11 protein-coding genes are annotated in these 13,518 nt (G+C 60.2%); 10 read left to right on the forward strand and 1 reads right to left on the reverse strand.

Annotated elements, in window-relative coordinates; translation table 11 throughout:
* Positions 1-30 precede the first annotated feature (30 nt).
* Both ACGJAX_RS07910 and ACGJAX_RS07915 read left to right on the forward strand, forming a co-directional pair.
* The gene (locus tag ACGJAX_RS07910) at positions 31-819 is read left to right on the forward strand and encodes a thermonuclease family protein (RefSeq protein WP_390958247.1); all 789 of its coding nucleotides are present in this window, start codon (positions 31-33) and stop codon (positions 817-819) included.
* A gap of 182 nt (positions 820-1,001) precedes the next feature.
* Entirely contained in the window at positions 1,002-2,270 is a 1,269-nt protein-coding gene (locus ACGJAX_RS07915) for a malic enzyme-like NAD(P)-binding protein (RefSeq protein WP_090328218.1), read from the forward strand.
* Between the two features lie 209 nt (positions 2,271-2,479).
* On the opposite strand, the gene ACGJAX_RS07920 is transcribed toward ACGJAX_RS07915, so the two are convergent.
* Positions 2,480-4,918, reverse strand: a complete 2,439-nt coding sequence (locus ACGJAX_RS07920; RefSeq protein ID WP_390959818.1) for a PBP1A family penicillin-binding protein — start codon at positions 4,916-4,918, stop codon at positions 2,480-2,482.
* 214 nt (positions 4,919-5,132) lie between these two features.
* On the opposite strand from ACGJAX_RS07920, the gene ACGJAX_RS07925 reads away from it, so the two are divergent.
* From ACGJAX_RS07925 to ACGJAX_RS07960, 8 genes are all read left to right on the forward strand, one after another.
* Positions 5,133-6,194, forward strand: a complete 1,062-nt coding sequence (locus tag ACGJAX_RS07925) for a type IV pilus assembly protein PilM (protein WP_390958249.1) — start codon at positions 5,133-5,135, stop codon at positions 6,192-6,194.
* A complete protein-coding gene (locus ACGJAX_RS07930; RefSeq protein WP_390958251.1) occupies positions 6,194-6,760 on the forward strand; it encodes a PilN domain-containing protein in 567 nt (188 codons plus the stop codon). The genes ACGJAX_RS07925 and ACGJAX_RS07930 overlap by 1 nt, the downstream gene beginning before the upstream one ends.
* Complete coding sequence (locus tag ACGJAX_RS07935; protein ID WP_390958253.1) at positions 6,757-7,380, forward strand: type 4a pilus biogenesis protein PilO; 624 nt, start codon at positions 6,757-6,759, stop codon at positions 7,378-7,380. Before ACGJAX_RS07930 ends, ACGJAX_RS07935 begins: the two co-directional genes overlap by 4 nt.
* Complete coding sequence (locus tag ACGJAX_RS07940) at positions 7,377-7,904, forward strand: pilus assembly protein PilP (RefSeq protein ID WP_390958255.1); 528 nt, start codon at positions 7,377-7,379, stop codon at positions 7,902-7,904. The genes ACGJAX_RS07935 and ACGJAX_RS07940 overlap by 4 nt, the downstream gene beginning before the upstream one ends.
* 13 nt (positions 7,905-7,917) lie before the next feature.
* The gene (gene pilQ / locus ACGJAX_RS07945) at positions 7,918-9,990 is read left to right on the forward strand and encodes a type IV pilus secretin PilQ (protein ID WP_390958257.1); all 2,073 of its coding nucleotides are present in this window, start codon (positions 7,918-7,920) and stop codon (positions 9,988-9,990) included.
* A gap of 4 nt (positions 9,991-9,994) precedes the next feature.
* A complete protein-coding gene (aroK, locus tag ACGJAX_RS07950) occupies positions 9,995-10,513 on the forward strand; it encodes a shikimate kinase AroK (RefSeq protein ID WP_090328238.1) in 519 nt (172 codons plus the stop codon).
* 152 nt (positions 10,514-10,665) lie between these two features.
* The gene (gene aroB, locus ACGJAX_RS07955; protein ID WP_090328241.1) at positions 10,666-11,766 is read left to right on the forward strand and encodes a 3-dehydroquinate synthase; all 1,101 of its coding nucleotides are present in this window, start codon (positions 10,666-10,668) and stop codon (positions 11,764-11,766) included.
* A 10-nt stretch (positions 11,767-11,776) separates the two neighbouring features.
* Entirely contained in the window at positions 11,777-13,381 is a 1,605-nt protein-coding gene (locus ACGJAX_RS07960; protein WP_390958259.1) for an AAA family ATPase, read from the forward strand.
* The last annotated feature ends 137 nt before the right edge of the window (positions 13,382-13,518 follow it).

Raw genomic sequence — 13,518 nt, forward strand, 5'->3', positions numbered from 1 at the left:
ATCAACTTGGGAAGCCGTTTCGGTTTTTCCATGCTGATGAAAAAGGCGTCCCTCGCGGGCGCCTTTTTTGTGTCCGCGATTTGGCTGTCCGGCGCCCAGGCTTTCTGCCCGGCGCCGAGTGGTCTGGCCTCGGTGGCGGTACAGCGGGTTGTGGATGGTGACACGCTGCGCCTGACGGATGGTCGCAGCGTGCGCATGATCGGCTTGAATACGCCGGAGCTGGGCAAGAAAGGCCGTTCCGACGAACCGTTCGCCGTAGCGGCGCGTAAGCGCCTTGAAGCCTTGGTGGCCGCGAGCGACGGACGGGTCGGATTGCTCCCCGGCAAGGAAGGCAAAGACCATTACGGCCGCACCCTGGCCCACGTCTATGGCACCGATGGCGCCAACCTCGAAGCGCAAATGCTCGCCGAAGGCCTCGGCTTTCAAGTGGCGATCGCGCCGAATGTCGATCTGGTCGACTGTCAGCAAGCGGCAGAACGCAGCGCCCGACAGGCCGGCCTTGGCGTGTGGCGCCAGTCACCTGTACTGAAAGCGGATCAGATCAGTGCCTCCGGGTTTGCCGTGCTCAGCGGTCGTGTGAGCAAGGTCCAGCGCAATCGCGGCGGGGTTTGGATCGAGTTGCAGGATTCGGTTGTACTGCGCGTTGCACCCAATTTGCTGGACAGATTCCCGGCTGCCACCCTTGACGGCCTCAAAGGCAAGCAAGTCGAGGCTCGCGGCTGGGTGCTGGATCGTTCGCGCAAGGGCGGGCTCAAGGAGGGGCAGGCGCGCTGGATGTTGCCTTTGACCGATCCAGCGATGCTTCAAGTCGCGCACTGATAAAAAATTGTAGACATTTTTTATGTCGATTGTGAACAGTCTATCCCTTGTGTTCTGCGGCTCTTGGCCCAAAGTCGTAGGGCAGGGCGCTTGACAGGGGTGACCGGTCAGTCTTGTGGGGATTTTGCGAGGCGCGTATCCTCGCTGACCAGTCTGTCCAACAGTAAAAGCGGAATGCCCCCATGTCTGATTTGAAAACTGCCGCTCTCGAATATCATGCCAATCCTCGTCCAGGGAAGCTGAGCGTCGAGCTCACCAAGGCCACCGCTACCGCTCGCGACCTGTCGCTGGCCTACAGCCCCGGCGTAGCCGAACCAGTACGCGAAATCGCTCGCGACCCTGAACTGGCCTACAAATACACCGGCAAAGGCAACCTGGTTGCAGTCATTTCCGATGGCACCGCGATTCTTGGTCTGGGTAACCTTGGCCCATTGGCCTCCAAGCCAGTCATGGAAGGTAAAGGCGTGCTGTTCAAGCGCTTTGCCGGCATCGACGTTTTCGACATCGAAGTCGATTCCGAAAGCCCGCAAGCCTTCATCGACACCGTCAAGCGCATCTCCATCACCTTCGGTGGCATCAACCTGGAAGACATCAAGGCACCTGAGTGCTTTGAGATCGAACGTGCCCTGATCGAGCAGTGCGACATCCCGGTATTCCACGATGACCAGCACGGCACCGCTATCGTGACCGCCGCTGGCATGATCAACGCCCTGGAAATCGCCGGCAAAACCCTGGCGGAAGCCAAGATCGTTTGCCTGGGCGCCGGCGCTGCCGCGATCTCCTGCATGAAGCTGCTGGTCAGCATGGGCGCGAAGATCGAAAACATCTTCATGGTTGACCGTACCGGTGTGATCCACTCCGGCCGTGACGACCTGAACCAGTACAAAGCCGTATTCGCCCACGCGACCGACAAGCGCACCCTGGCTGATGCCCTGCAAGGCGCTGACGTGTTCGTCGGCCTGTCCGGCCCGAACCTGCTGAGCGCTGAAGGCCTGCTGTCGATGGCGCCTAACCCGATCGTCTTCGCCTGCTCGAACCCTGATCCGGAAATCTCCCCGGAGCTGGCGCACGCCACTCGTAACGACGTGATCATGGCCACCGGCCGTTCGGACTACCCGAACCAGGTCAACAACGTACTGGGCTTCCCGTTCATCTTCCGTGGTGCCCTGGACGTTCGCGCCAAGCGCATCAACGAAGAAATGAAAGTGGCTGCGGCCAACGCCCTGCGCGAACTGGCCAAGCTGCCAGTACCTCAGGAAGTGTGCGACGCCTACGGCGGCATCAAACTGGAATTCGGCCGTGAGTACATCATTCCGAAACCAATGGATGCCCGTCTGATCACCCTGATCTCCGATGCCGTGGCCAAGGCTGCGATCGAGACCGGCGTGGCCACCCTGCCGTATCCGAAGAACTACCCGCTCAAAAGCGTGGATGACGTGTTCAACGGCTAAGTCGTTGTAGCGCTTCAAAAGAAAGCCCCGGCTCGTGAGAGTCGGGGCTTTTTTGTTGTCTGGAGGGTCGATGGCGCAGATGTGTACGCTGCCAAACCCTGTAGGAGCGAGCTTGCTCGCGATGGTCGTCAACGATGACGCGGGCGGTCTGAATACCCGCGTTGTCTGAACATTTTTCGCGAGCAGGCTCGCGCCTGCAGGCTGCTTCTCTAGAACAAATCGATTGGCGCCTGTTCATCCGCTGGCAACGGGCTACCCGGTGCAGTGCCATTACCGATTTCATTCACCGACGGTGGCGTGTCTTCGGCCTTGAACAGCTCGAAATAGGCTCCAGGTGTGCTTGGGCTTGCCGCACGACCGCTGACCGGGTCGATGCGCAGGCTCAGGATGCCATCCGGCTCTGGTTGGGTGTGTGGTGGCAGGCCTTTGAGTGCGGCGCCCATGTAGTTCATCCAGATCGGTAGCGCGACGGTGCCGCCGAATTCCTTGCGACCCAGGCTTTCCGGCTGGTCGAAACCGGTCCAGACGGTGGTCACGTAATCGGCGTTGTAACCGGAGAACCAGGCGTCCTTGGATTCGTTGGTGGTACCGGTCTTGCCGGCGATGTCAGGACGACCCAGCGCCAGTGCGCGGCGGCCGGTACCCAGCTTGATGACGTCCTCCAGCATGCTGTTGAGGATGTAGGTGGTACGGCCATCGACGATGCGTTCAGCCACGGCCGGTGCCTGTGGTGCCGATTGGGTCGTCGGCGCTTCGCCCGGCGTAGCGTTGACCGTGAAGGCCTGGGCGGACGGGGCGGCGATGCCATCGCTGGCGGCGCCGCCTTTCGGTACGCTCGGCGGGTTGGCGACAAACAGCGTATCGCCGTTGCGGCTTTCGATCTTGTCGATGATGTACGGGGTGATCTTGTAGCCGCCGTTGGCGAAGGTGCTCCAGCCCGTGGCGATTTCCATTGGCGTCAGGGTCGCGGTGCCCAGGGCCAGGGACAGGTTGGGCGGCAGATCCTGCTTGTTGAAGCCAAAGCGGGTGATGTAGTCGATGGTTTTGCCAACGCCCATCGCTTGCAGCAGGCGGATCGACACCAGGTTACGCGACTTGTACAGCGCTTCGCGCAAGCGGATCGGGCCGAGGAAGGTGTTGGTGTCGTTCTTCGGGCGCCAGACCTTGTCCAGGTATTCGTCGACGAACACGATCGGTGCGTCGTTCACCAGGCTGGCGGCGGTGTAGCCGTTATCCAGCGCAGCGGCGTAGACGAATGGCTTGAAGCTCGAACCCGGCTGGCGCTTGGCCTGCAAGGCGCGGTTGTAATTGCTCTGCTCGAAGGCGAAGCCGCCGACCAGCGCGCGGATCGCGCCGTTTTGCGGGTCCAGGGATACCAGCGCGCCCTGAGCTTGCGGAATCTGGCTGAACTTAAGCGAATTGTCCGCCTGACGCTGCACACGAATCAGGTCGCCGACCTGGGCCACATCGGACGGTTGCTTCGGATTGGCGCCCATGCTGTTGGTGTTCAGGAACGGACGCGCCCATTTCATGCTGTCCCAGCTGACGTGCTCGTTGCCGGTGCGGGTCAGCACCTGCAGGCCGTTCTTCTCGACCTGAGTGACAATGGCCGGCTCAAGGCTGCTGATGGTGCGCTGCTTGGTCAGCTCGGTCGCCCAGGCTTCGCGGGTCTTGCCCGGCAGGCGCGATTCAGGGCCGCGATAGCCGTGGCGCTGGTCGTAGGTCATCAGGCCTTCATGGACCGCGGTGTTGGCCATTTCCTGCAGATTGCTCGGCACCGTGGTTGTCACGCGGAAGCCTTCGGTGTAGGCGTCGCTGCCGTAGCGGCCGACCATTTCGGCGCGGGCCATCTCGGCAATATATGGCGCATTCACTTCCGGGGTCGGGACGTGATAGCTGGCATTCAGCGGCTCGTTGATCGCGGCGGTGTAGTCGGCCTCGCTGATTTTGCCGAGCTTGTACATGCGCCCCAGGATCCAGTCGCGACGCTCTTTACTGCGGGCCGGGTTGGCCAGCGGGTTGAAGCGCGACGGGGCTTTGGGCAGGCCGGCGATCATCGCCATCTGCGCCAGGCTGACGTCACGAATCGACTTGCCGTAATAGACCTGCGCCGCCGCCTCGATGCCGTAGGCGCGGTTACCCAGATAGATCTTGTTGACGTACAGCTCGAGGATCTCGTCCTTGGTCAGCTGCCGTTCGATCTGCAGGGCCAGGAGGATTTCGGTGGTTTTGCGCGAGAAGCTGCGTTCGCTGGTCAGGAAGAAGTTCTTCGCCACCTGCATGGTGATGGTGCTGCCGCCGGACTGGATGTGTCCGCTTTTTACCAGTTGGGTCGCGGCACGCATCAGGCTGCTGGGATCCACGCCGTAGTGATTGGCGAAGTTATCGTCTTCAGCACTTAGTAACGCATTAATGAAATTGGGGGGAATGTCGGCGAAACGGATCGGTGTACGGCGCATTTCGCCGAATTCTGCGATCAACTTGTTATCGCTGCTGTAGACCCGCAAAGGGATCTGCAACTGGATGCTTCGCAACGCCTCTACGGACGGCAATCCGGGGCTAAGGTAGAGAAACGCCCCGCTCAGACCCAGGAGCAGTCCGCAGAAAACCGCGACGATGGACCAACCGAAAAATTTCAGCAGACGAATCAAGGCTTTTGGATATCCAGGGCAAAGAATGAATTAGGCATCAGGGTTCAGGCTAAAGGCGAACGACCCGCGCTTGAGAAAGCGGAAAAAAACGCTGGGCATTATAAGCATTTTTCCGCCGGAAGCGTCATTTGCGCTGATGTCAAGACGGGCGGAGGGAACACAAAACACATTACAGAGTCCGTAACTCACGGATAGTCATAGGGAATTGCCAGTGCCAGGACTCTTCAACAAAAAGCCCGACACCCTTTTGGGTATCGACATCAGCTCCACTTCGGTGAAGCTTCTGGCGCTGAGCCGCCAGGGCGCCCGTTATCGGGTCGAGGCCTATGCGGTCGAACCGCTGCCCGCCAACGCCGTTATCGAAAAAAATATTGCCGAGCTCGAAGCTGTGGGCCAGGCGCTCTCTCGCGTATTGATCAAGGCCAGAACCAGCCTCAAGCACGTGGCTGTGGCGGTGGCTGGCTCGGCGGTGATCACCAAGATCATCGAGATGGATGCCGGACTTTGTGACGACGACATGGAAAACCAGCTGAAGATCGAGGCCGATCAGTACATCCCCTATCCGCTGGATGAAGTCGCCATCGATTTTGAAGTCCAAGGGGTTTCGTCGCGCAATCCAGAGCGGGTCGATGTGCTGCTCGCGGCCTGTCGCAAGGAAAGCGTCGAAGTCCGTGAGGCCGCGCTGGCCCTGGCCGGCCTGACCGCTCGCGTCGTTGACGTCGAGGCCCATGCCCTGGAGCGATCCTTCGGGTTGCTGGCCAATCAATCGGTGGTGCCCAAGGAGCGCCTGGTGGCGGTGGTCGACATCGGGGCGACCATGACCACCCTGAGCGTGTTGCACCACGGCCGCATCATTTATACCCGTGAACAATTGTTCGGTGGCCGTCAACTGACGGAGGACATTCAGCGCCGCTACGGCCTGACCCTTGAACAGGCGGGGCTGGCAAAGAAGCAGGGTGGTTTGCCGGATGATTACGTCAACGAAGTGTTGCAGCCGTTTCGCGAGGCGCTGGTGCAGCAGGTAGCTCGCTCATTGCAGTTTTTCTTCGCTGGCGGCCAATACGATGCTGTCGATCATATCCTGCTGGTCGGCGGCACCGCCTCGATCTGCGGGCTGGATCGGTTGATCCAGGAGCATTTGGGAACACCGACTCAGGTGGCCAATCCGTTTGTCGAGATGACGTTGAGCGCCAAGGTCAACGCCGCAGCCCTGGCAAGCGATGCTCCGGCCATGATGATTGCCTGCGGGCTGGCTCTCAGGAGTTTCGATTGATGGCGCGGATCAATCTACTACCCTGGCGCGAAGCGCTGCGCGAGGAGCGCCGAAAGCGTTTTTTACTGATTCTGGCGGGCGTGCTGGTGGGGGCAGCGGGTGCGGTGCTGGTTGCGAACCAGGCCATCAATGGCGCCATCGAACGGCAAGTCGCCCGAAATGATTACATCAATCAGCAGATTGCCGTGGTCGACGAACGGATCAAACAGATCAGCGATCTCAAGGCGCGTCGTCAGCAGTTGCTTGAGCGCATGCGCATCATCCAGGACCTGCAAGGCAATCGCCCGATCAGTGGGCGTATTTTTGAACAGTTGGCGCGGACGCTTCCCGACGGGGTGTTTTTCACCGAAGTCAAAAGGGTGGGCAAAACCTTGTCGATTTCTGGCGCCGCTGAATCGAACAATCGTGTTTCCGACCTGATGCGCAACCTGAATGCTTCGGACTGGTTCGATGCGCCGAGCCTGACTGAAGTCAAAGCGACCACTGCGGGTCAGCTGGATCAGGCCAATGTCTTCCAGCTGACCGTTCGTCAGACTCAGCCGACAGCCGTGGAAGGTGAACAATGAGTCCCTCCGGATGGCTGGAAGGGCTGCGCCGGATCGATATTCACGAACTGGACACCCACAACATGGGTTCATGGCCGCCTGCGATCAAGGTGCTGGTGGGCGTGTTGGTCATGATCCTGGTGCTGGCTCTCGGTTACAGTTTCTCCACGAGCGAGGTCCTGAGCCGGCTTGACCTCAAGCGCGAAGAAGAGACGGTTCTCAAGGAACGGTTCGCCACCAAGGCGCGCATGGCGGCGAATCTGGAGCTCTATAAGCAGCAACTGAGGGAGATGGAAAACTCCTTTGGTGTACTGCTACGGCAACTGCCCAGCGATACCGAAGTGCCCGGCCTGCTGGAAGACATCACTCGCACCGGTCTGGGTAGCGGGCTGGAGTTTGAAGAGATCAAGTTGCTACCGGAGGTGACCCAGCCGTTCTATATCGAACTGCCGATCCAGATCACCGTCACCGGTGCCTATCACGACCTGGCCACCTTCGTCAGCGGTGTGGCGGGGCTAACGCGCATCGTTACCCTGGATGATTTCGACCTGGTGCCTGCCAATCCCGACGGCGGCCCGAAGCTGCGCATGAGCATCCTCGCCAAGACCTATCGCTACAACGACAGGGGTTTGCATCAATGAGCCCGATTCGTTGTTTATCGATGGCTGTGTTGTTAGTGGTCCTCTCCGGTTGTGGCAGTGGCGATGACTTCAGTGACCTGGATGCCTGGCTGAACGAAACGCGCGTGCGCGCACCGGGCAAGATTGAACCAACGCCCACGATCCGGTCTTACCCGTCATTCACTTACAACGCAGCCAACCTGCGCAGCCCGTTTTCTCCGCAGGTCAGAATCGACCTGTCCGGTCAGAAACACGGCTCACGCAACGTCAGGCCCGACCCCGACCGGGTCAAGCAATACCTCGAGGGTTTCAACATCGAGCAGTTTGAAATGGTCGGCACGATTTCCAATGCAGCGGGCTCCTTTGCATTGCTGCGCGGGGCTGGCGGGGTGCACAGGCTGAAAGTCGGTGATTACCTGGGGCGCAATGATGGGCGGATCGTCGCCATCAGCGGCTCACAAGTGGATGTGGTCGAAATCGTTCCCGACGGGGAAGGTGCCTGGCTGGAACGGCCTCGGACCATCCCTCTGAAAGAGCACTCATAGTGGAACCGGAAAAATGAACAGGACTTTTTCAGCCATCGGAATGACGCTATGGATGGCGTTGTTGTCGCCGATGGCACAAGCGGCCAGCCTCAAGGCACTGGATGTCGTGGCGCTGCCGGGAGATCGCGTCGAGTTGAAGCTGGCATTCGATGAGCCGCCACCGGCCCCTCAGGGCTACACCACAGCGTCACCGGCGCGGATCGCGCTGGATTTGCCGGGAGTCGTCAGTCAATTGGCGAACAAAACCCGTGACCTGGGTGCTGGCAATGCCCGAAGCGCGACGGTGGTGGAGGTCAAGGATCGTACGCGGCTGATCATCAATTTGAGCCAATCGGCCCCCTACAGCACGCGAATCGAGGGCAACAACCTGTTGGTGGTGGTCGGGCAGGGCGGCAAAAACGCGACGGCCAGATCGACCGCCATTGCAGCGCCGGCTCCGGCGCGCCCCCCAGTGCCATCGGGCAAGGCTATCGGCGGTGTGGACTTTCAGCGTGGTACCCAGGGTGAAGGCAATGTGGTGATCGATCTGTCTGACCCGTCCATTGCGCCGGATATTCAGGAGCGCGACGGCAAGATCATCGTCGGGTTTGCCAGGACTCACTTGCCCGAACCCTTGCGCGTGCGTCTGGATGTGAAGGACTTCGCCACGCCGGTGCAGTTCATCAACGCCAGCGCCATCGGTGACCGGGCCATCATCACGATCGAGCCTGGCGGTGGCGCCTTCGACTACTCGACCTATCAGACCGACAACAAACTCACGGTCAGCGTCCGTCCGGTGACCACCGACGACCTGCAAAAGCGTAACGCCGACCGCTACACCTACAGTGGTGAAAAGCTTTCGCTGAACTTCCAGGACATCGACGTGCGCTCAGTGCTGCAACTGATCGCGGACTTCACCAATCTCAATCTGGTCGCCAGCGATACGGTACAGGGCGGCATTACCCTGCGCCTGCAGAACGTCCCGTGGGATCAGGCACTGGATCTGGTGCTGAAAACCAAGGGGCTGGACAAGCGCAAGATCGGTAACGTGCTACTGGTGGCGCCGGCCGACGAAATTGCCGCCCGTGAGCGTCAGGAGCTGGAGTCGCAAAAACAGATCGCCGATCTGGCACCGCTGCGGCGGGAGCTTTTGCAGGTCAATTACGCCAAGGCGGCGGATATCGCCAAACTGTTCCAGTCGGTGACCAGTGCCGAGGCGAAAGTCGACGAGCGGGGCTCCATCACTGTTGATGAGCGTACCAACAACATCATTGCCTACCAGACTCAGGAGCGACTCGACGAGCTGCGACGCATCGTTGCCCAGCTGGATATTCCGGTGCGCCAGGTCATGATCGAAGCACGCATCGTCGAAGCCAACGTCGATTACGACAAAAGCCTGGGTGTGCGCTGGGGCGGTTCGATCCAGAACAAGGGCAACTGGAATACATCCGGGGTCAGCAACGGCGCCAACGGATCATCGACCATCGGTACACCGGGTAGCACCAGCACCAATTCACCGTTCGTCGACTTGGGGGCGGCGAACAACACCTCAGGGATCGGCATTGCGTTCATTACCGATAACGTCTTGCTGGACCTGGAACTGACGGCCATGGAGAAGACCGGCAACGGGGAAATCGTCTCGCAACCCAAGGTCGTCACGTCCGACAAGGAAACCGCAAAAATCCTCAAGGGCACCGAGATTCCCTATCAGGAAGCCAGCTCCAGCGGCGCTACATCGGTGTCTTTCAAAGAGGCATCGCTCTCGCTGGAAGTGACGCCGCAGATCACTCCGGACAACCGGATCATCATGGAGGTCAAGGTCACCAAGGACGAGCCGGACTACCTCAACAAGGTCCAGGATGTGCCGCCCATCAAGAAAAACGAGGTCAACGCCAAGGTCCTGGTCAACGATGGGGAGACCATCGTCATTGGTGGTGTTTTCTCAAATACTCAAAGCAAGGTTGTAGATAAGGTGCCATTTCTTGGCGATGTGCCGTATCTTGGCCGCCTTTTCCGGCGTGACGTGGTTTCGGAGAAAAAATCCGAGCTGTTGGTGTTTCTCACACCGCGTATCATGAATAACCAGGCGATTGCTGTGAGTCGTTGATTCTGTGCGAAATTTGATTCTTGTAGGACCGATGGGCGCTGGAAAAAGCACCATCGGCCGGTTGCTGGCCAAAGAGCTGCGCTTGCCATTCAAAGATTCCGATAAGGAAATTGAATTACGCACGGGCGCCAATATCCCATGGATCTTCGATAAGGAAGGCGAACCGGGCTTTCGTGACCGCGAGGAGGCAATGATTGCCGAGCTGTGCGATTACGATGGCGTGGTGCTGGCGACCGGCGGCGGTGCAGTGATGCGCGAAGCCAATCGTCGGGCTCTGCGCGCCGGTGGGCGGGTGGTTTATCTGCATGCCTCTGTCGAGCAGCAGGTCGGCCGCACGTCGCGCGACCGCAATCGGCCCTTGTTGCGCACCGCCGATCCGGCCAAGACCCTTCGTGATCTGCTGGCGATCCGCGATCCGCTGTATCGGGAAATCGCTGATCTGGTGGTGGAAACCGATGAGCGACCGCCACGAATGGTGGTGCTCGATATCCTCGAACGCTTGCAGCAGCTGCCTCCCCGTTAATGCGCAGAGCGAAATGCGCTATCCTCGGCGTCCTGCCACAACCGCTCAAGGTTGTGGCGAACGGCGACCCAACGGCGTCAATAACTGCAAAGGCCGTGGACATTCGTTAACTCAAGGCGGAACGCCTGATTCCATCTTCACTGTGGGGACACATGCAGACACTCAAGGTCGATCTAGGCGAGCGCAGCTACCCGATTCATATTGGCGAAGGTTTGTTGGATCAGCCTGAGCTGCTGGCCCCGCATATTCGCGGACGGCAAGTGGCAATCATCTCCAATGAAACCGTCGCGCCGCTCTATCTCGAACGTCTGACCCGCAGCCTCGCGCAGTTCTCGGTGATTTCCGTGGTGCTGCCCGACGGCGAAGCCTTCAAAACCTGGGAGACCCTGCAACTGATCTTCGACGGCCTGCTGACCGCGCGGCACGATCGTCGCACCACGGTGATTGCCCTCGGTGGCGGTGTGATCGGTGACATGGCCGGTTTTGCTGCCGCCTGCTACCAGCGCGGTGTCGATTTCATTCAGGTTCCGACCACGCTGCTGTCGCAAGTCGACTCCTCGGTGGGCGGCAAGACCGGGATCAACCACCCGCTGGGCAAGAACATGGTGGGTGCCTTCTATCAGCCGAATGTCGTGCTCATCGACACGGCCTCCCTCAAGACCCTGCCGGCCCGTGAACTGTCCGCCGGCCTGGCTGAAGTCATCAAATACGGGCTGATCTGTGATGAGCCGTTCCTGACCTGGCTCGAAGACAACGTCGATCGCCTGCGCAACCTGGATCAGCAAGCCCTGACCTACGCCATCGAGCGTTCCTGTGCAGCCAAGGCCGCCGTGGTCGGCGCCGATGAGAAAGAGACCGGCGTGCGCGCAACGTTGAACCTGGGCCACACCTTCGGCCACGCCATCGAAACTCACATGGGGTATGGTGTCTGGCTTCACGGTGAGGCCGTCGCTGCTGGCACCGTAATGGCGTTGGAAATGTCCGCGCGCCTGGGCTGGATCAGCGAACAGGACCGCGACCGCGGCATTCGCCTGTTCCAGCGCGCCGGGCTGCCGGTCATCCCGCCGCAAGAGATGACTGAAGCTGATTTCCTCGAACACATGGCAATTGATAAAAAAGTGATCGACGGTCGTTTGCGCCTGGTGCTGCTGCGCCAAATGGGCGAAGCAGTGGTGACCGACGATTATCCGAAAGAGGTTTTACAGGCCACGCTGGGAGCGGATTACCGCGCCCTGGCTCAGCTTAAAGGTTAATAAGATCGCGATGACTAGTTTGCATGCGGACGAGGCTTTCCTCGGCCATTACCAGTTGAGTCATGACCCTTTTGCTCCACGGGTGCCTGGCTTCAAGTTTTTCCCGGCCCAGCGCAAACCGGTGCTGGGACAACTGCACCACCTGGCGCGTTACAGCCAGCTGCTGCTGGTCGTCACCGGTCCCCAAGGCAGTGGCAAGACCCTGTTGCGCCAGGCCCTGGTGGCCAGCACCAACAAACAGTCGGTGCAGAGCGTGGTGGTTTCCGCCCGTGGCGCCGGCGATTCGGCAGGCATCTTGCGCCAGGTCGCCCAGGCGCTGGACGTTGCCCAGGCCGAGATCGGCGCAATTCTGGCTCAGGTGGTGCAACTGGCGCTCACCGGTCAGGAAGTCTATCTGCTGGTGGATGACGCCGAACAACTCGACGAGTCCGCGCTGGAAGCCTTGATGGCCCTGGCGGCTGGCGCGCCGGAAGGTCGCCCCCATGTGTTCCTGTTTGGCGAGTCGTCGCTGATTGCCCAGTTGGAGCAGTTGAGCCTCGAGGAAGAGCGCTTCCACGTCATCGAACTTCAGCCTTACACCGTAGAGGAAACGCGCGAATACCTGGAGCAGCGTCTCGAAGGTGCTGGCCGGGGTATCGAACTTTTTACCGCGGATCAGATCTCTGATATTCATGAAAGCGCTGACGGTTGGCCTGGCAACATCAACCAGGTCGCCCGCGATGCCATGATCGAAGCCATGATTGCCAGCCGCACAGCGGTCAAGCGTCCAAGTATGGGGTTCAATATGCCGAAGAAGCACGTATTGGCAATTTCCGCCGTCGTTGTGGTCGCGGTAGCTGCCGCCTGGTTGATGCCGGGTCGCAACAAAGCGCCGACCACGGGGGCGCCTGCCAACGAACAGGCGCAATTGCCACTTGGTCAGGGCAAGCCGCAAGCCAACGGCGGCGCGCCGGCCGTCGAATTCGCCGGCAACACGCAGCCGATGCCATTGCCGTTGGTCGGTAATTCGCAGCCGGTCATGCGCGGCCCGCTGGCCGAAGCGGCGGGTGGCATTACCGAGGGTGATGACGGTGTGCCGGTCGAAGGCTCAAGCGCCACGCCGCCGACCGTGACCACCACCGCGCCGCCTGCGGGCGTGCCTGCCGGCCCTGCGCCGACACCAGCAGCCAAGCCAACGCCGGCGCCGACTCAGGTCGCTACCGCCAAGCCAGCGCCTGTTCCGGCCGCCAAGCCTGCACCTGCTCCGGCACCGGTCGCCAAAACCGCGCCAGCGGCCAAGCCGGTTGAAAAACCGGCCGAGAAACCAGTCGCCGTGGCCAAGGCTGCAGGCGGCACCTGGTATGCAGGCCAGGCTCCAGGCAACTACGTTGTGCAGATCCTCGGCACCAGCTCCGAAGCGGCCGCGCAAAACTTCGTCAAGGAGCAGGGCGGCGAGTACCGCTACTTCAAGAAAGTCCTCAACGGCAAGCCGCTCTATGTGATCACCTACGGCAGTTTCGCCAATCGTGATGCAGCCGTTTCCGCCATCAAGGCCTTGCCAGCGAAGGTTCAGGCTGGTAAACCTTGGCCTCGCACTGTCGCCAGCGTCCAACAGGAACTGGCAACAACTCGCTGAAGATTCGGCGGCCTTACCCAGGCCGCCTCTCCAAGCACCTCAAAATTCTACAAGTGCGCGCAGTCTCTACAGACCGCGTGCCTTGTGGTGTCTGCGTCACAGTAGTCTTTGAGTCGTTGCGGTCAAAATTAAAAAAG

Source organism: Pseudomonas moorei (assembly GCF_042846945.1).
In the GTDB taxonomy this organism is placed as follows: domain Bacteria; phylum Pseudomonadota; class Gammaproteobacteria; order Pseudomonadales; family Pseudomonadaceae; genus Aquipseudomonas; species Aquipseudomonas moorei.

Excerpts from the sequence above, each read along its gene's own strand:
- ACGJAX_RS07910 (WP_390958247.1), top strand. The coding sequence starts at position 31 with ATGCTGATGAAAAAGGCGTCCCTCGCGGGCGCCTTTTTTGTGTCCGCG.
- ACGJAX_RS07930 (WP_390958251.1), top strand. The coding sequence starts at position 6,194 with ATGGCGCGGATCAATCTACTACCCTGGCGCGAAGCGCTGCGCGAGGAG.
- ACGJAX_RS07935 (WP_390958253.1), top strand. The coding sequence starts at position 6,757 with ATGAGTCCCTCCGGATGGCTGGAAGGGCTGCGCCGGATCGATATTCAC.
- ACGJAX_RS07960 (WP_390958259.1), top strand. The coding sequence starts at position 11,777 with ATGACTAGTTTGCATGCGGACGAGGCTTTCCTCGGCCATTACCAGTTG.
- ACGJAX_RS07915 (WP_090328218.1), top strand. The coding sequence starts at position 1,002 with ATGTCTGATTTGAAAACTGCCGCTCTCGAATATCATGCCAATCCTCGT.
- ACGJAX_RS07940 (WP_390958255.1), top strand. The coding sequence starts at position 7,377 with ATGAGCCCGATTCGTTGTTTATCGATGGCTGTGTTGTTAGTGGTCCTC.
- aroB (WP_090328241.1), top strand. The coding sequence starts at position 10,666 with ATGCAGACACTCAAGGTCGATCTAGGCGAGCGCAGCTACCCGATTCAT.
- pilQ (WP_390958257.1), top strand. The coding sequence starts at position 7,918 with ATGAACAGGACTTTTTCAGCCATCGGAATGACGCTATGGATGGCGTTG.